The organism is Bacillus sp. XB1, from assembly GCF_053557995.1.
On sequence record NZ_JBNRIL010000003.1, the window covers coordinates 311,584 to 329,738 of the forward strand.

Annotated in this window: 16 protein-coding genes; 3 read left to right on the forward strand and 13 right to left on the reverse strand. The window is 34.3% G+C overall.

The genetic code is table 11. From position 1 onward, the window contains the following. Positions 1–26: 26 nt before the first annotated feature. The 6 genes from msrB to lytS all read right to left on the reverse strand — a co-directional run bounded on the left by msrB (position 27) and on the right by lytS (position 6,230). On the reverse strand, positions 27–992 hold the full coding sequence (gene msrB, locus ACK1U5_RS22730; protein ID WP_000290174.1) for a peptide-methionine (R)-S-oxide reductase MsrB: 966 nt from the start codon (positions 990–992) through the stop codon (positions 27–29). 90 nt (positions 993–1,082) lie between these two features. Beyond that, positions 1,083–2,126, reverse strand: a complete 1,044-nt coding sequence (locus tag ACK1U5_RS22735; protein WP_001166010.1) for an AI-2E family transporter — start codon at positions 2,124–2,126, stop codon at positions 1,083–1,085. A gap of 324 nt (positions 2,127–2,450) precedes the next feature. After that, complete coding sequence (lrgB, locus tag ACK1U5_RS22740; RefSeq protein WP_448814839.1) at positions 2,451–3,143, reverse strand: antiholin-like protein LrgB; 693 nt, start codon at positions 3,141–3,143, stop codon at positions 2,451–2,453. Positions 3,144–3,178: 35 nt separating this feature from the next. Beyond that, positions 3,179–3,610: an antiholin-like murein hydrolase modulator LrgA gene (gene lrgA / locus ACK1U5_RS22745; RefSeq protein ID WP_000104901.1), complete on the reverse strand. Its 432-nt coding sequence runs from the start codon at positions 3,608–3,610 to the stop codon at positions 3,179–3,181. A gap of 132 nt (positions 3,611–3,742) precedes the next feature. After that, entirely contained in the window at positions 3,743–4,483 is a 741-nt protein-coding gene (locus ACK1U5_RS22750) for a LytR/AlgR family response regulator transcription factor (RefSeq protein WP_000921840.1), read from the reverse strand. Continuing rightward, complete coding sequence (gene lytS, locus ACK1U5_RS22755; protein WP_000933589.1) at positions 4,461–6,230, reverse strand: two-component system sensor histidine kinase LytS; 1,770 nt, start codon at positions 6,228–6,230, stop codon at positions 4,461–4,463. Before lytS ends, ACK1U5_RS22750 begins: the two co-directional genes overlap by 23 nt. A 324-nt stretch (positions 6,231–6,554) precedes the next feature. Between lytS and ACK1U5_RS22760 the strand changes: the two genes are divergently transcribed. After that, a complete protein-coding gene (locus ACK1U5_RS22760) occupies positions 6,555–7,853 on the forward strand; it encodes an MFS transporter (RefSeq protein ID WP_001103408.1) in 1,299 nt (432 codons plus the stop codon). Between the two features lie 52 nt (positions 7,854–7,905). On the opposite strand, the gene ACK1U5_RS22765 is transcribed toward ACK1U5_RS22760, so the two are convergent. Then, entirely contained in the window at positions 7,906–9,474 is a 1,569-nt protein-coding gene (locus ACK1U5_RS22765) for a BCCT family transporter (RefSeq protein WP_001242442.1), read from the reverse strand. A gap of 361 nt (positions 9,475–9,835) precedes the next feature. Continuing rightward, the gene (locus tag ACK1U5_RS22770) at positions 9,836–10,906 is read right to left on the reverse strand and encodes a nitric oxide synthase oxygenase (RefSeq protein ID WP_000047622.1); all 1,071 of its coding nucleotides are present in this window, start codon (positions 10,904–10,906) and stop codon (positions 9,836–9,838) included. A 217-nt stretch (positions 10,907–11,123) separates the two neighbouring features. Here ACK1U5_RS22770 and sodA point away from each other — a divergent pair, with 217 nt between their 5' ends. Further along, the gene (sodA, locus tag ACK1U5_RS22775) at positions 11,124–11,750 is read left to right on the forward strand and encodes a superoxide dismutase [Mn] (RefSeq protein WP_000094035.1); all 627 of its coding nucleotides are present in this window, start codon (positions 11,124–11,126) and stop codon (positions 11,748–11,750) included. Between the two features lie 88 nt (positions 11,751–11,838). Here sodA and ACK1U5_RS22780 read toward each other — a convergent pair whose 3' ends face one another. The 4 genes from ACK1U5_RS22780 to trhA all read right to left on the reverse strand — a co-directional run bounded on the left by ACK1U5_RS22780 (position 11,839) and on the right by trhA (position 15,723). Continuing rightward, a complete protein-coding gene (locus ACK1U5_RS22780; protein WP_033685748.1) occupies positions 11,839–12,720 on the reverse strand; it encodes an NAD-dependent epimerase/dehydratase family protein in 882 nt (293 codons plus the stop codon). 105 nt (positions 12,721–12,825) lie between these two features. Further along, the gene (locus ACK1U5_RS22785; RefSeq protein ID WP_000542569.1) at positions 12,826–13,416 is read right to left on the reverse strand and encodes an AmiS/UreI family transporter; all 591 of its coding nucleotides are present in this window, start codon (positions 13,414–13,416) and stop codon (positions 12,826–12,828) included. Between the two features lie 458 nt (positions 13,417–13,874). Beyond that, on the reverse strand, positions 13,875–14,891 hold the full coding sequence (galE, locus tag ACK1U5_RS22790; RefSeq protein WP_069604863.1) for a UDP-glucose 4-epimerase GalE: 1,017 nt from the start codon (positions 14,889–14,891) through the stop codon (positions 13,875–13,877). A 184-nt stretch (positions 14,892–15,075) separates the two neighbouring features. After that, positions 15,076–15,723 carry a PAQR family membrane homeostasis protein TrhA gene (gene trhA, locus ACK1U5_RS22795; RefSeq protein ID WP_000995363.1) on the reverse strand — a complete coding sequence of 216 codons (648 nt, stop codon included), beginning with the start codon at positions 15,721–15,723 and terminating at the stop codon, positions 15,076–15,078. A 164-nt stretch (positions 15,724–15,887) separates the two neighbouring features. Here trhA and ACK1U5_RS22800 point away from each other — a divergent pair, with 164 nt between their 5' ends. Then, positions 15,888–16,448 carry a DUF1836 domain-containing protein gene (locus tag ACK1U5_RS22800; RefSeq protein WP_000427884.1) on the forward strand — a complete coding sequence of 187 codons (561 nt, stop codon included), beginning with the start codon at positions 15,888–15,890 and terminating at the stop codon, positions 16,446–16,448. A gap of 40 nt (positions 16,449–16,488) precedes the next feature. Here ACK1U5_RS22800 and ACK1U5_RS22805 read toward each other — a convergent pair whose 3' ends face one another. Beyond that, positions 16,489–17,934, reverse strand: a complete 1,446-nt coding sequence (locus tag ACK1U5_RS22805; RefSeq protein WP_000044733.1) for a DEAD/DEAH box helicase — start codon at positions 17,932–17,934, stop codon at positions 16,489–16,491. Positions 17,935–18,155 lie beyond the last annotated feature (221 nt).

Here is an 18,155-nt window from a genome sequence, read left to right on the forward strand (position 1 = left end):
AAAAAATAACCTCGCTAACTGCGAGGTTATTTTTTATTTCCAAACAAGATTAGGAAATCACCATAGCCTTCTTTCTCTAATTCCTCTTTTGGAATAAATCGAAGAGCTGCGGAATTAATACAGTAACGAAGGCCATTTGGTCCTGGACCGTCTGGAAATACGTGCCCAAGATGTGAGTCTCCTTCTTTACTTCTCACTTCTGTACGTGTCATATTATGACTCACATCCATCTTTTCTTTCACACTTGCTGACATAACTGGTTTTGTAAAACTAGGCCATCCACATCCACTATCAAATTTGTCTAGAGAAGTAAATAGCGGCTCACCTGAAACGATGTCTACATAAAGACCTTCCTCTTTATGGTTCCAATACTCATTTCGAAATGGTGGTTCTGTACCATTTTCCTGCGTTACATAAAACTGCATCTCATTGAGTTTTTCTTTTAAATGAGCATTATCCTTTGGCCAATGTTGCTTAATAAAAGCATCTCGTCCTGAGCCTTTACGATATAACTCATAGCGGAATGTGTTTTTCTTATGATATCCTTGGTGATATTCTTCAGCTGGATAAAATGTAGCTGCTGGTAGTATTTTTGTCGCAATTGGTTTTGAAAAGCGCCCACTCTGCTCAAGTTCTTCTTTTGAGGCTTCTGCTTTTTTATGTTGTTCTTCATTATGATAAAAAATCACTGTTTCATAAGACTGTCCGCGGTCGTGGAATTGTCCTCCAATATCGGTCGGATCAATTTGTCTCCAATATATATTTAACAATTCCTCATACGACATTTTATTTGCATCAAATGTAATTTGTACCGCTTCATAATGTCCTGTTGTTTCTGAGCACACTTCTTTATACGTTGGGTCCTCTTTATGACCGCCTGTATAACCTGAAATAACCTGTATAATGCCCTCCATCTCTTCAAATGGAGAAACCATACACCAGAAACACCCTCCAGCAAATGTAGCTAACTCTACCTTTTCATTTACAGCCATTCTTTCACCCCTATTCTATGTTCTTCTTACAGTATGGCATAAGGAACATCATGTTATAAAAGAAAAAGCATCGAACATCGATGCTTTTTCTTACTTCACTTTATTTTTTCCAACATCCTTCTCCATTTCATCACTTGTCACGTCTAAAACATCTAGTAAGAAAATGAAGATTGGAATACCGATAATCAGTCCCCATACACCTAAGAAGTGCTCTGAGAAAATTAATACCATAAAAGTATAGAAAATCGGTAAATTTGTTTTTTGCGACATAAACTTCGGATTTAATACGTAACTTTCAAGCGCATGAATCACTGTTACGATAACTAAAATATAAACAACGTACATAATACCGCCAATATTGTAAGCAATCATACAAAGTGGGAATAACGAAATGATAACCCCCGCTACTGGAATTAATCCAAGCAAGAAAATCATTAATGCTAAACCTAATAATTGCGGGAATCCTAATATCCATAATGCGATAACTGAAAGAACACAGTTAACAACAGCAATTAAAAATTGTGCTTCGATTACCTTTCCAAATGAACGTGCAAATTTCTTTCCGAAGTACTCAATTTCAGTATAGAAAATTGCAAGCCTGCTTTCTTTAAACTTTGCAGTAAAACCAACAATACGAGATTTTTCTAATAAGAAAAACAAACTCAAAATTAAAGAAAGTAAAACCTGAAGGCCAAATTTACCAACATTCGTAATCGATTTATACAAAATGTCTACGCCTTGTCCTACATATTTAGAAAGCTCCATATGATTGACAGCATTAACTGCATACTTAATTAGTTCACTATCTGGTGGGTTTCTTAAAAATACATTGAATTGGTAAATCAGTTGTGAAATTTGTATCGTCAATACTGGTAAATATTTAAATAGCGTAATAGCAATTCCACCAATTAACATTACATATAGAAATGCTATAATAATTTTTCGATTAATAGGCATGAAATGATCTAATTTGCGGGAAATAAACTTTTGGAATCGATCCATTAAATACGTGAGAATAAACGTAATTAATATTAAATTCAACATACTTTGCAGCCCGTATAACACGAGAGCAAGTATTACTAATACGAGTAACCTCTGAAATCCTTTACTTTGAAACAGGTTTTTTATTTGCATAATCGACGAATACTCTCTCCTGTCCTATAAACTAAAACGTTACTAAGTAGATTTCTCTCTCTTTTCTACTTTTAATTATTCATTCATATTAAGATTTTTATAAACTCATTATATGCCTACCTTAACAGGTATACAGTAGCTTACTTCTTATTTTACAATACAATGACCTAATTCAAAACGTATTCTACATAGTATTAATGAAGATTTAAGGAAACTTACATTTTTTTAAATAGGTCTTACCACTACTGTAACATAAAAAGCAAGCTATCAGTAGAAATCTGTCCTACAAATAGCTTGCTTTTCTTGTTTTTTAAGTAAGTTTTACTATCCAATGAATGGTATGAACATTGGGATGACAACTACTGTTACAACCCCAACTACCGTTACAGCAATACTTGCCATTGCTGCCTCTACCTCACCCATTTCAATTCCTACCGCAACTCCTAATGCATGACCCGCTGTTCCAAGTGCTAAACCTTTTGCAATCGGATGTTTCACTCTAAATGTTTTTAAGAATAATGCTCCTAATGCGTATACGATAACTGCGTTGAAAATAACTGCAAACGATGTAATTGCTGGAATACCACCAATACTTTCTGAAATTGGTAACGCAATTGCTGTTGTTGCTGCTTGTGGTAGCATTGAATTCATTACTGCTGTATCTAAACCGATTGCTTTTGCAACAATGAACACGACAATTACTGAGCAAATAGATCCAACCACGATAGCTGATAAAATTTGCCACCAATATTTTTTCAACTTATCAACTTGTTTATAGAGTGGGATAGCAAATGCAATGGTTGCTGGCTCTAAGAAGAAACTAATCATTTTTCCGCCAGTATTATATTCTTCAAAAGTAAAGTTACCTACCTTTAGAAAGACAATCCTTAATACCATCGCTACGAATAATGGCGTAAATAGGAAGAACCCTTTTGAATGCTTGAATAATAATGTTCCGATTCCGTATGCGATTAATGAAACGACGATTCCGAAATATGGAGTCATTGTGCTTGCCATGTTCATTACCTCCTAACAATATATAAATGCAATGGTTACGCAACCTTTCCGTGCTTGCGTCCTTTATTTACTACTTTCAATTCTTTTGTATCTTCTGTTTCTTTTTCATCTTTTCCTAAAATAAATTGTGCAAATAACCCTGTTACAGCGAGTAAAATAACTGTTGCTACAACAATTACAGTTAAAATTTGTACAAAGTATTGCCCCATTACACCAAGAGAATTAATAACTGAAATACCTGATGGGACGAATAAGAATCCAATAATACCTGTTAAAGCTGTTCCGAGTGATTCAACTTGCTCCAATTTAATAACTTTTAAACATAATAGACTAAATAAAATAACTAACCCGATTACCGATGAAGGCATTGGAATTGGTAAATGTGTTGCAATAATATTAGAAATTAACATAATAGCTGAGAATATGAATGCTTGTGATAAGAAACTATATACTTTTTTCGTACTCATTTTGGCCACCTCTTTCGATTTGGTACCTTTATTGTATAGGATACAAACGTATAAGTAAGCGTTTACATAACAGAACGTCAAATATACAGAATCAGTTACAAATATAAAAGGATGAAATACAAAAGCTGCTTCTTAAATACGAAGCAGCTTCTTGAGTTCTTTTGCATATGTACGGCTAACAGGTACTTTCGATCCTTCTTTCATGATTAAATTATAAGTAGAATTAAACCATGGCTGAATTTCAGTAATATGATTAATATTCGCAATAAAGCTACGGTGTACGCGCATGAAGCTTGCTTGTGGTAACTTCTTCTCTAAAATTACAAGTGTATCATGTGTTACATACGTTTCCCTCATTGTTTTTACTGTTACTTTCCCATCTACAAGCCCTACATATATAATATCTTCAATATTCACAAGTACGATTGATTCTTCAATTGGTAATGCTAATTTATGCATCTCTGCTGTTACATCTGTCCCCTTTATTTCGTGCTTCGTTTCTATTTGCGCTTGTTTTTGTTTTTTATACTTCTTTAATGTCTGCACAATACGCTCTTCATCAAATGGTTTTAAAATGTAGTCTAACGCATCTACTTCAAATGCTTGCAGCGCATATTGATCATAGGCAGTAGCAAATACAATTGCAGGTGGATTTTTCATCTTCTTTAATATATTCGCGATTTCAAATCCGTTATCATCGGATAATTGAATATCTAAAAACACAATATCTGGTCTACTTTGCATTAGTTCTTCTAATGCGTCTTCCACACAATCAGCCTCACCAATTATCTCAACTTCTTTCGTTCTCTCTAATAAATACTTTAGTTCATCACGTGCTAACATTTCATCGTCAACTACTAGTACTTTTAACAATCTGCTCTTCCTCCCCTACTTTTTTTGGAATAACAAAAGTAATCTCTGTCCCCTCATTTAATTCACTTTCGATATGAAGCATCGTTTCTTTTCCAAATAATCCAATAAGACGTTCATTAATATTATATAAAGCTGTTCCAGTCCCTTTCTTTGACGAAACTACCATCTTTCCTAATTGTTCTAAACGTTCTTCCTCAATTCCCTGTCCATTATCTTTTACTTCAAAGTGAACCATACCCTCTTTTTCAAAAACATGCACTTCCACTTCGCATACTGGTTGCTTCTTCGGAAAAGCATGTCGCAATGCATTTTCAACCAATAGTTGAAGAACAAATGGTGGTACTAAAGTTGTCTTTAGCTCATCTTCAATATACATCTTTACCTCATACTTATTTGGGAACCTTGCTTGTTCTAGGGATAAGTATGCCTGTACATGGTTTAATTCTTGTTCTAGTGGAATCAATAACTGACGTGCCCCTTGCAAATTACAACGGAAATATACGCTAAGCTGTAATAATAACTTCCTTGCTTTTTCTACATCTGTTCGGCATAAAGCTGATACTGTATTAATCGCATTAAATAAAAAGTGCGGGTTAATTTGCGCTTGTAATGCTTTTATCTCCGCATCTTGAAGTAATTTACTTTGCAACTCAGCTTCTCCTAACTCTAACTGCGTGGAGAATATTTTTGCTAACCCTTCTGCTAATTCCTCTTCCACACGACTTAACTGGTTAGGATTTTTGAAATAGAGTTTTAATGTCCCTATCGTATTTCCATGCGAAGTTAGTGGAATTACAATCGCCGCTTGCAAAGGGCAGCCTTCATGTTGACAATTAATAACCTCACGTGATTTCGCTTTCATTATTTTCCCTGTGTTTAACACTTCTTTCGACAAACCGGTTATTAAACTATGTGAAGGAATATGGTGATCTGATGCTAATCCAACATGAGCTAATATTTTCTCTGTATCTGTTAAGGATACCGCATCTGTTCCTGTAAAACGGTGAATAATTTGTGCCACATGCTTACATGATTCTTCTGTTAAGCCTTGGCGGAAATACGGTAACGTTTTATCTGCAATACGTAATACTTTATGAGTCTGCAGTGCCTTTGCATTCTCCTCCTGACGCAAAATAGCTTGTATCATAGAAAGTAAAATAAAACTTCCAAAACTATTTACAAGAATCATTGGTATCGCTATTGTTTTCACAACGCTAATTCCATCCTCTATAATTAATAAAATCATAAGCATTTCTAAAGATACGATAAAAACACTTAAAACTGCTGAAAATTTAGGAGTAATTGTACGATTATATTTTTTGAAAATATATCCGATATAACCAGTTATAATCCCAGCTAAAATAGAAGAGATTGCGCAGCTTAGCGCTGTCGTACCACCAAGCATATAACGATGAATACCAGCAATAAATCCTACTCCAACCCCTACAATAGGGCCACCAAGTAAGCCGCTAATACCGACACCCATAATACGCGTATTCGCAATTGTACTTGACGAAGAAACACCTTGTAACCAGTTTTCATTCATAATCGTATTTCCTGCTATTTCAATCCCAGTGTAATTGCTTACAATTGTAAATACCGAAAAAATACAAATAAGCTTCAGCTTATCTACATAGCCATCCTGTTTATGAAGGAGGCGTCTGAAAGTTTTAATATGAGAGAGTAAAAATCCTAAAATAACTATAAGTCCGACTCGTTCAATCATCATGAGTACTAAATTTAGCATCTTTGATTCATTCCTTTTTATTTAGTTAGTTTTATTATGGGAAAATAATGAAGTCGGCGTCAAGAAGAACGAAATATTTTTTGAAATATTTTACACATAATAACTTCCTCTTTATTTGACAATACAATAGAAGAGTGCTAAAAATAAAGTAATATAATACAGTCCTTTAACCCAACCCCGTGAGGTTGAGAAGGAAGTCGGAATATAATATACGTATGTTCTTTTTGGGGGATACGTATGCTTTTTTGGCCTTCTCATCATATCAGGTGAGAAGGCCTTTTGTTATTCTTCCATAGCGACTGTAGAAAATAAGGAGGAGTAATAATGAACGTCACTACTGATGTACAACAAATAACAGAGGAGACGAAAGCGAAAAGATATAAAACATTATTTGGTTCTGCGCTAGGATATGCAGCAGAAGGTTTAGATATGTTGCTATTATCTTTCGTACTTGTCTATATTTTAAAAGAGTTTCACTTAAGTCCTGTTGAAGGTGGAAACTTAACATTAGCTACCACAATAGGGATGTTAATTGGTTCTTATTTATTTGGATTTATTGCTGATTTATTTGGCCGTATTCGTACAATGGCCTTCACAATCTTACTGTTTTCACTAGCAACCGCACTCATTTATTTCGCAACAGACTACTGGCAATTATTAATTCTGCGCTTTTTAGTTGGAATGGGTGTTGGTGGTGAATTCGGAATCGGAATGGCCATTGTAACAGAAACATGGTCTAAAGAAATGCGCGCTAAAGCGACATCTGTTGTTGCACTTGGATGGCAATTTGGTGTACTGGTTGCTTCACTCCTTCCAGCATTTATTGTCCCGCACTTTGGATGGAGAGCCGTTTTCTTATTTGGATTAATTCCAGCTTTACTAGCTGTCTATGTCCGTAAAAGTTTAAGTGAACCGAAAATATGGGAGCAAAAACAACGCTACAAAAAGGAACTGTTGCAAAAAGAAGCTACAGGTAAATTAACAACTACTGAAGCAGAACAACTAAAACATATAAAAAAATTCCCACTTCGAAAGTTATTTGCCAATAAAAAAGTAACAATTACAACAATCGGTCTCATTATTATGTCGTTTATCCAAAACTTCGGATATTACGGAATCTTCACATGGATGCCCACTATTTTAGCAAATAAATATAACTATACATTAGCAAAAGCAAGTGGCTGGATGTTCATTTCTACCATCGGTATGCTAATTGGAATTGCAATCTTTGGTATTCTAGCTGATAAAATTGGTCGCCGTAAAACTTTTGCAATCTATTATATTGGCGGTACAGTATACTGTCTCATTTACTTCTTCTTATTCACAGATTCAACATTATTATTATGGGGAAGTGCATTGCTTGGATTCTTTGCAAATGGAATGATGGGAGGATTTGGGGCAATTTTAGCTGAAAACTATCCTGCTGAAGCTCGCTCTACCGCTGAAAACTTTATTTTCGGTACAGGACGTGGGTTAGCTGGATTTGGGCCTGTTATTATTGGCTTACTCGCTACAGGTGGCAACTTACTTGGAGCATTGTCCTTGATTTTTATCATCTACCCAATCGGGTTAATTACAATGCTACTATGTGTACCAGAAACAAAGGGAAAAGTATTAGATTAAACGTAAAAGAGGAAGCATCTCATTTAAGATGCTTCCTCTTTTACGTTTTTATTTATTTTGATTTACTAGCCTTCTGAAATAAGAATGCAGTTTTATCTTCTTCTTTTACAATACCTTGTTTTAATGCTAATTCTCCCGCAACTTTAGGTGCTAACCATAGCATTGGGAATAACAAAATTGATACCGGAACTGCCGTCACCACGATAAACGATTGTAGCGCATTAATACTTCCTTCACCCATATATAAAAGAATTGCTGCAACTGCGCCCATAATAAGCGACCAAAAAATTCGCAAACTAATTCTAGGATCTCCGTCTCCAGTCACTGCCATGGAAATGGAATACGCCATTGAATCTCCTGTTGTCACTACAAATAAAATTGTTAATAAAAGAAATGCTGGTCCAATAATATTAGAAAGTGGCAATTGTCCTGTAATTGCAATCATAGCTGCCGGCATACCAGATTCACTTAATGCGTCCGAGATAGACCCAGGATTCATCAACTCATAAAACACGCCTGATCCACCTAATATAGTAAACCAAAACGTTGTAATAATAGGTGCGATAATTCCAATTGCAACGATGATTTCTCGAATCGTTCTCCCTCTTGAAATTCGACTCACTAAAATTGCCATCATTGGTCCGTATCCAATAAACCATCCCCAGAAAAAGATTGTCCAAGATCCTAACCAACTTGTATCACCACGGTATGTGCTCATCGGTATAAACTCATTTACATAAAATCCAAACGAAGAAACAAACGAATCAATAATAAATCCACCTGGCCCAAATAGTAATATGAATGCCATTAATACAATTGCTAATCTAACATTTAAATTACTTATAATTTGAATCCCTTTATCAATACCTGTTACTGCCGATATGGTAGACACGGCCACCACACAAACAATAATTGCTAATTGAGTAGTAAACACATCAGAAATTCCAAATAATTCTTGTAATCCATAACTTGCTTGTAAACCTAAAAATCCAATTGGGCCAATTGTACCTGCAGCTACTGCAATAATTGCAGCTGCATCAATTATCGTTCCAAGCAGGCTCTTTCTTAATTTTTCCCCAAAAATAGGATATAAAAGCGTTCGAGGTTTTAGCGGCATATCTTTATGATAATGTCCATACATCATAACTACCGCACTAATTGTACCTAAAATCGTCCATGCTAAAAATCCCCAATGCATATAACTTTGTGCTAAAGCAGGCATGACTGCTTCTTTCGTTCCAGCAGATATACCATCATGTATTGGTGGCACCGTCATCAAATGATACATTGGCTCTGCTGCTGCCCAAAAAACGCCACCTCCGGCAAGTAATGTAGACATAATAATAGCAAGCCATTTTGCCGTACTAATCTCAGGTTTTTCTAATCCTCCAAGCTTAACTCTCCCATATTTGGAGAACGCCATACACATCGCAACAATAAATGTACCTAATAATAAAACTTGCCAGAAGGCACCGAAATATTTAATTGAAAAAGCGAAACTTTTATTAATCGCACTCTCTACATAATCCTTGTTCAAAAAAACTGCAATTACAAATAATAAAAGTGAACCACCACTAATAATAAATACAGGCCAATCAGTTTTTCGACTCTTCATCCTCATTTACACTTCCTCCTTCCTCAGCAATCTAAAAAAACAACTTTATTATGTTTTATTGTTTAAAACCAAAACACAATAATTATATATGCATAACATTTTATCGACTTCCCACATACTTATGTTGTCCCTAAAAATATGCCAAATCCCTTATTAAAAAGAAAGAATCTCTTCCTCTTACATAAAAAAGCAAAACAAAAGACCTTATATTTCTATAAGGTCTTCGAAACAGAAATTTGATTATAACATAAGGAACTCCTTGGTTCAAAAAGCCTCTTCCAAAAATAACCGAGAGTAAAGGCTTCCATTTGCTACATAACAGTAATTTAAAAAAATTATATTTCACAGAAAAAACCTACACTAAATATCATTTATGAAAGAAATTTGGCTTCAAAATTTCATTCGGATACGGTTTATGATAAATGTGGGTGGTAGCTGGAGATAATGGTGGAATAAGCCATACCCAATTACCTGTTACAACACGACCACAAGCAGCTTCTTGCTTCTCAAATTGCTGAAATTGTTGTGCAGCAGTATGGTGATCAACAATACTAACTCCTTGTTTTTTGAAGGAGTGTAGTACGGCAATATTCAACTCAATTAGCGCCTTATCTTTCCATAAGGTACCGTTTCTCGATGTATCTAAATCCATCATCTCCGCAACAGCCGGAAGTAAATTATAACGATCATGATCTGCTAAGTTGCGCGCCCCAATTTCTGTTCCCATATACCATCCATTGAACGGAGCGGCTGTATAAGAAATACCGCCAATTTCTAAACGCATATCTGAAATCATTGGAACACCATACCATTTTACTCCAAGTGATGAAATAGGGTATTCTGGGTGTTCAATTGGCACTTCTTTTACTTCTTCTCTCGGAATTTCTTTATATATAGGCGCTTTTCCATCTATAGAAAACACAAGTGGCAATACATCGTAATTCGTACCTTCTCCTTGCCAACCAAGCTCCTGACAAAAGTCCGTAAATATAGCGGAATGAGCATCACCAATCACTCCCGTTTCTGTTTTATATCCTGCATATCGAATCAATTGGTGATTATAAATTCTTATATTATTTTCCTCACCTTGATATTGCTTAAAAATCGTAATGGTTGGTTTAACTTTCCCGTCGTTCGTTGCATATTTAATATGATGAATTAATGCATTATATACACCCTCTTCATCATTTACTTCGCGCGCATCTAATATGTGCATCTTACTCCAAAATAGTCTCCCAATACATCTATTACTGTTACGCCATGCCATTCGTGAACCATGAACAAGTTCTTCAAATGTATGCTCATATGTCCCTGTCTTCTCTATCTCAATTTGAATTTCTTTTATACGTTCTTCTATCAATTGTTCTTTATGAAGCTCCTTATAACAAATCGTAATAAAATTACTTGCTTCCTCTATTAATTGTTTCGTTTTACTCATAAACAATCTCCTTCTATTTCAACAAAACCCTGCTACTTTACAGTATAAGCAAAAAGGATCGGAGTCACAAATGAAAGTGAGAGTGTTACTTTTATTGTAATATTTTTCAGAAAATTAATGGAATTACTATTGACTTATATGGAAAATGGGTGTATTTTTGACTCAGGTAAAGTATTTTTACCTAGACCAACTTTTTAAGTCGAAAGGAGGGAATGTTATGTCTTCATTTCAATTGCCAAAGCTTTCATATGACTATGATGAACTAGAGCCACATATTGATAGCAATACACTTGCCATTCATCATGGAAAGCACCATGCGACATACGTAAACAATTTAAATGCTACTTTAGAAAATTATACTGAATTACATAATAAATCTTTAGAAGAATTGCTATGTAATTTAGATGCTTTACCGAAGGAAATTGTTACAGCTGTACGAAATAACGGTGGTGGTCACTATTGTCATAGTCTTTTTTGGGAAGTGATGAGCCCACGAGGTGGCGGTGAGCCTAATGGAGACGTTGCAAAAGTAATTGATTATTATTTCAATACCTTTGACAACTTAAAAGATCAACTTTCCAAAGCAGCTATTAGTCGTTTTGGAAGTGGCTATGGATGGCTTGTTCTTGACGGTGAGGAACTCTCTGTTATGAGTACACCAAATCAAGATACGCCTTTGCAAGAAGGGAAAATCCCCTTACTCGTAATTGATGTATGGGAACATGCTTATTATCTAAAGTATCAAAATAGGCGCCCAGAGTTTGTTACCAACTGGTGGCATACAGTAAACTGGGACCAAGTAAACGAGAAGTATTTACAAGCAATTCAATCACAAAAACATTAGTCGTACGTATAAGGTAAATTTGGTAATGTAAAATCAGTATTGTCGAAATCCTCCCGAATCCCCCGGATTGCCACCGGGGGATTTATGATTACTTCATTGTATTTATATAATGTTTTAAAATATTTTTTATTTCTAGTTTCAGCTCTCGGAACAAAAATCCGAATTCACGAGCCTTTCCATTATATAACGTACAGTTAGTTACCTCATTATAAGGAGCTATATTTCCCCCAGCTTTCTGAATGAGTGCTTTTATTCCTGTCTTCTCTTCTATGAAATGAATAATTTCTTCCATAGAAACTACTCCGTTACTACAGGCGTTAATTGGTCCTCTCACATTTGCCATTCCGCACCAAGCTAGAAACTCTCCTGCCTCTTTTTCATGTATAAATGACAAAGTTCCATCTACATGATCCACAACGATAGGTTTTTGGTTCACAGTACATTCAACGTAAAATTGTAACCTTTTCGTATAATCATTTTCTCCAATAACAACTGGAAAACGCACTGCAACGACTGGGAATGTTGCATGTTGAAATACAACGGCTTCAGCTAATCTCTTTCCTTCACCATAATTGAAGTCATTCCTATCTCCATACGCGATTGCATACTCGTACGGATTAAAGTCTTCTTCTGATAAGCTTAGGGCAGGTTCATAGACGGCCATTGAAGATGTCATAACATATTTCTTCGTTTTCCCTCGTAAAACTTCACATATTACCTTCGCTGCATTCGAGCTATAGCATAAATTATCGTATACAATATCATAACTTTTATCTTCTAGACGCTCTGCTAGTTGTTTTTCATCTTCCCTATCTACAATAAGTCTTTTTACTCTACTGCCAAAAGAATCTTCCGTAATTCCTCTCGTCGCAATCGTTACATCGTGCCCCTCTTGCAAAAGTGCTTCTACTAAATGTTTACCAAAAAATCTTGTTCCCCCTAGCACCAATACTTTTTTCAACTTCATCATCCCCACTTTAGCAAATTGTAAAATACTACCTCTCTATTATAAGTGCTAACATATAAAAAGCATGGAATTCGTTTAACGATTCCATGCCTTTATACAGATAATATATTAACGTACTCGATATTTATAAATACAATAACAGAAGTATAAAATAGAAATTACAGATACATAAACCCATAATTCATATACGAATCCCTCTCCCCACACTCCCATAAAATAAAAGAGTGAAGGTAAAGTCAATGTTACCCATGATTGTACGAAGGCAATCCTTCCAAGATATTGATTAATGTTCTTCTTTTGTGTATTTAATACAAAGAATAAATACCAAAGTAATGCCCACATAAACCACGTTAACGCATTAACAACATCATGGAATTGAACAAATGAAACAACCATATAGAATAAGGCAATAATTGCTACCCAAATACAAAACCATCCTAGGCCACTACTATCCATTCCTTTTATAAAAGTAACACCTACATATAAATAAGTTAATCCAAATAAGAAAGTAGCCGCATATGAATACACTGTCCAATTGCTTTGGTCAGAAATCATAATCAAATAAAACGGAATAATAATTTGTAGTGCACCCACAAATAAATTAAAAACACCCGCACTTTTCATCTCTGCTTTCCCTAATATAACAAGACTATTTAAAAATAAAGCTGCCCCTGAAAGTAATAATCCTACATAACCCATATATATTCGTGTGAAAATCTTTACCTTTCACACTTTTAACCTCCCCACACTATAAAATGATACTTATATTATTTTTCTTCCCATTTAAAACTACATACATAATTTTTTATCTAAATAAGTCAGACCTCCTACCTCAAAAAAGGAGTGAACTTAAAACGCTTTCAATAATAAATAATCCTATCAAAACATGAACTAGGATTCCTTGATTATAAACGGACTCTAGCAATGATACAAGTGTTGGAATACATTTCAATAATACGCTTTCAATTCCCATAAAAAATTAATAAAATAATACATTACTCTATCTCATTCTACTACCTTCTAGCATAAGATATTGTAAAATCATATCATTTAAAACAGCGAACGTTCTTTTCTAGGTTCGCTAATAAACTTAGTAGAAAATGAATATAAAAAATGACCTCTTGCTTTTATGCAAAGGTCATTTTTTATATTCATCATTAAACTTCTAAATAGCCATTTTTATTATTTGATTGCCATTTCCAAGAGTCAGCACACATTTCTTCTAATCCGCGTGTTGCCTCCCAGCCTAATTCACGCTTTGCTTTCGATGCATCAGCAAAACATACTGCCACATCACCTGGGCGACGCTCTGTAATTTTATAAGGAACTTTCTTGCCCGAAACTTTTTCAAATGCTTCAACCATCTCTAGTACACTATAGCCCATGCCTGTGCCCAGGTTATAAGCATCTACTCCTGTTGTACTCAGTACTTTCTCAAGCGCCTTTACGTGACCATTTGCTAAGTCCACAACATGGATGTAATCACGGACTCCTGTTCCATCTTTCGTTGGATAGTCATTTCCGAATACGCTTAATTCTTTTAACTTACCTACCGCTACTTGCGTTACATATGGCATTAAGTTATTTGGGATTCCATTTGGATCTTCTCCGATACGCCCACTTTCGTGTGCACCAAATGGATTGAAATAGCGAAGTAATGCGATACTCCATTCTGCATCTGCAAATGCTACATCACGCATAATTTGCTCAATCATTAATTTCGTTTGACCATATGGATTTGTTGCACTTAATGGAAACTCCTCGGTAATCGGTGACGTTTCCGGGATACCATATACAGTTGCAGATGAACTAAAGATTATCTTCTTTACATTATGTTTCTGCATTACTTCACATAGCACTAACGTGCTTGTAATGTTGTTATGATAATATGTTAATGGAATCGCTACTGACTCCCCTACAGCTTTAAATCCTGCAAAGTGAATAACTGCTTCAATTGAATTTTCTTCAAAAATTGCGTCAAGCGCTTCGCGATTTAAAACATCTTCTTTATAAAACTTAAATTTTTTTCCTGTTATTTCTTTTACTCGATTTATAGATTCTACCGAGCTATTCGAAAGATTATCCACTACTATAACTTCGTAACCGCTATTTAGTAATTCTACACATGTATGACTACCAATATATCCTGCTCCACCTGTTACAAGTATTGCCATAATTATAGTCCTCCATATTTCATTCATTATAAACTTCTCAAAGTATATCACATATTTCTTATCCTATGTTTAACATGCGAACACAGAAACTTACATTTTATCCCATAATAATTTTATAACATATACGATTCTAATCAGGTAATAAAAAAATGCCACATAATTTTTATTATGTGGCGTTTTTTTATTAAATTACGTAACAATATACACTTAGAAAATGCGCAAGACTACCTAATAATACAAAAACATGAAAAATTTCATGATGCCCCATATATTTAAACTCTAACCATTTTGGCTTTGTTCCATAAATAAATCCACCAATTGTATAAAAAATGCCACCAAGTACTAAGAAAATAATGCCTCCTGTACTTAAATTCTCAGCTAACGGTGCAAAGAATAAAACAATTAACCAACCCATCGTAATATAAATTGCTGTCGATAACCACCTTGGACAATTAAACCAAAACATTTTAAATACAATGCCACAAATCGCAGTTGCATAGACTAAACAAAATAATAGCAAACCACTTGCTGAATTTAATGTAATTAAGCAAAAGGGTGCATATGTACCTGCAATTAATATAAAAATCATAGAATGATCTAGCTTCCTAAAGAAGTATATAACACGTTCATTGGCCACAACACTATGATATACAGCTGACGCCGTATAAAGGACCATCATTCCAATACCAAACAAAATAACAGCTGTAATTGCAGCAAATGATGGCATCTTGATAGAAACTTTCACAAGCATAGCTAATAACGCAATAAATGATAATATCGCTCCACCTAAGTGAGTAAATGCATTAACTGGTTCCCTTACATAAGCATTCATAATAACACCCCTCATATAATTACATGTAGTTTTGATAACTACATGTAATTATATACACATTTCTTTTTAAGGTCAACATTTACAATTCATTTGTTTCGTAATACCATATTTAAAGATATATTAAACATTAAGTTCCACTAAGTTATAAAAGTGAGGGATTCTACGTGGAAAATATAAATGAATTACTTAAGACATTACATTTAGAAAAAAACATTAAACTTGAGGATATTCCAAATGTTGACTTATATGTAGACCAAGTTGTCCAACTATTTGAGAATACTTACGCAGATACAACGAGAACTGATGATGAAAAAGTATTAACAAAAACGATGATTAATAATTACGCAAAAGGGAAACTATTCATCCCTATCAAAAATAAAAAGTATTCAAAAGAGCATATGATTTTAATTAGCCTAATTTATCAATTAAAGGGAGCTCTCTCCATTAACGACATAAAAAGTTCATTAGAAACTATAAATGACTCCTTATTAAATGATGATTCATTCGAATTAAATACGTTATACAAAAATTATCTTGCTCTTACTGAAAGCAATGTCGAAAGCTTTAAACAAGACGTAAATAACCGTGTTACAGAAGTAAATGAGATTTCTTCCTTAGAAGATACAAAGCTAGAAAAATTTCTACTACTAACATCCTTCGTGACTATGAGTAATATGTATAGACGTTTAGCGGAGCAACTAGTGGATGATTTAAAAGAATCATAAATAAAAAACTATCCACCTATTAAAGTGGATAGTTTTTTATTTACTTAATTGCTTCATGAACTTTTAGTTGTTTCCCTTTAATCGTTGTAGTCTTCATGACTTTCAAGACAAGTGGTCCTTTTCCATTTAATATTTCAACGTAAGAAACATTATCTTGTATCGTAATAATACCTATATCTTCTGCTGTAACACCTTTAATTTTAGCAATTGTACCGACGAAATCTACCGCCCTAATTTTCTTTTTCTTCCCGCCATTAAAGTACAGCTTCATAATGCCTTTGTTGATATCTGCATTTTTATCTTTCTTTATAATTGGTTTAGCATGTATCTTTTCTTCAAATGCAGCTTTCTCTTTCATAACTTCTTCTTTTGAAGGTCCAATTGCCTTTGGAATTTCAAATCCAATATACTCCTCAATCTCTTCTAAAAATCTATTTTCATATGGTGTTATAAATGTAATAGCTTTTCCACTATTTCCAGCTCGTCCCGTTCTTCCAGTACGATGTACGTAGCTTTCTTTTTCAAGTGGAATATCATAATTAATAACATGTGTAATATTATCAATATCAATTCCTCTCGCAGCTACATCTGTTGCTACTAAATAACGGAATTTTCCTTTTCTAAAATCATCCATGACTTCAAAACGATCTTCTTGTACCATACCACCATGTATTTTGTCACAAGGATAGTTAGCTCGTTTTAATTGTCTATATACATGATCTACATTTTCTTGTGTACGGCAGAAAATAATACAGCTATCAGGATTCTCAATCGTTGTTACATCTTTAAGTAGTGAAAGCTTCTCGTCTTCTATCACCTCAAAAAGAGTATGTTCAATTTTATCCGTCGTAATCCCAGCTGCTTTAATTTCAATATGAATTGGTGAATTCATATATGTACGAGACAATTTCTCAACATCTTCTGGAAGTGTTGCTGAAAATAACATCGTCATTCTTTTTGTAGGTAATTCATCAATAATTGCCTCTACTTGATCGATAAAGCCCATATTTAGCATCTCATCTGCTTCATCAATAACTAAATACTTCAAACACTCTAAAGAAAGGGTACCCTTCTCAATATGATCCAACACACGACCAGGAGTCCCAACTACAATATGTGTCTTTTGCTTTAATTCTAATTTTTGACGTGCAAATGGAGATTTCCCATAAACTGCCGCAGCCTTAATCCTTTTGAATCGACCTATATTTGTAATATCTTCTTTTACCTGTACCGCAAGCTCTCTCGTTGGTGTTAAAACTAATGCTTGTGGTTTATTCTCTTCCCACTCCACCATTTCACAAAGTGGAATACCAAATGAAGCTGTTTTTCCACTTCCAGTCTGGGACTTCACAACAAGATCCTTCTTTTGTAATGCGACTGGAATAACCTCACCTTGTACTTCTGTTGGATGATTATAACCTAAACCATTAAGTGCTCTTATAATTTCTTTACTTAATGTATACTCAGCAAAGCTTCTTTTACTCATGTACTAACCTCATTTTATTCTTTATTTAATAATTATATTTTTTATTCTCCTACACTTAATTATACTAAGATGATATATCAAACTAATATTTGCAATTCGTTGAAATATCATCTTAACCTAAGTATAACTCTTTTTATATTATTTTTTAAAACAACATAGAAAAGGGCAGTCTTAATAATAAGCCTGCCCACCTACATAATGAAAAATATATTTTTTTAGAT

Bases quoted from the DNA above. Each gene is read 5' to 3' on its own strand.
- msrB (WP_000290174.1), bottom strand. From the start codon at position 992: ATGGCTGTAAATGAAAAGGTAGAGTTAGCTACATTTGCTGGAGGGTGT.
- ACK1U5_RS22735 (WP_001166010.1), bottom strand. From the start codon at position 2,126: ATGCAAATAAAAAACCTGTTTCAAAGTAAAGGATTTCAGAGGTTACTC.
- lrgB (WP_448814839.1), bottom strand. From the start codon at position 3,143: ATGGCAAGCACAATGACTCCATATTTCGGAATCGTCGTTTCATTAATC.
- lrgA (WP_000104901.1), bottom strand. From the start codon at position 3,610: ATGAGTACGAAAAAAGTATATAGTTTCTTATCACAAGCATTCATATTC.
- lytS (WP_000933589.1), bottom strand. From the start codon at position 6,230: ATGCTAAATTTAGTACTCATGATGATTGAACGAGTCGGACTTATAGTT.
- ACK1U5_RS22760 (WP_001103408.1), top strand. From the start codon at position 6,555: ATGAACGTCACTACTGATGTACAACAAATAACAGAGGAGACGAAAGCG.
- ACK1U5_RS22765 (WP_001242442.1), bottom strand. From the start codon at position 9,474: ATGAGGATGAAGAGTCGAAAAACTGATTGGCCTGTATTTATTATTAGT.
- ACK1U5_RS22770 (WP_000047622.1), bottom strand. From the start codon at position 10,906: ATGAGTAAAACGAAACAATTAATAGAGGAAGCAAGTAATTTTATTACG.
- sodA (WP_000094035.1), top strand. From the start codon at position 11,124: ATGTCTTCATTTCAATTGCCAAAGCTTTCATATGACTATGATGAACTA.
- ACK1U5_RS22780 (WP_033685748.1), bottom strand. From the start codon at position 12,720: ATGATGAAGTTGAAAAAAGTATTGGTGCTAGGGGGAACAAGATTTTTT.
- ACK1U5_RS22785 (WP_000542569.1), bottom strand. From the start codon at position 13,416: ATGGGTTATGTAGGATTATTACTTTCAGGGGCAGCTTTATTTTTAAAT.
- galE (WP_069604863.1), bottom strand. From the start codon at position 14,891: ATGGCAATACTTGTAACAGGTGGAGCAGGATATATTGGTAGTCATACA.
- trhA (WP_000995363.1), bottom strand. From the start codon at position 15,723: ATGAATGCTTATGTAAGGGAACCAGTTAATGCATTTACTCACTTAGGT.
- ACK1U5_RS22805 (WP_000044733.1), bottom strand. From the start codon at position 17,934: ATGAGTAAAAGAAGCTTTGCTGAGTATACATTAAGTAAAGAAATTATA.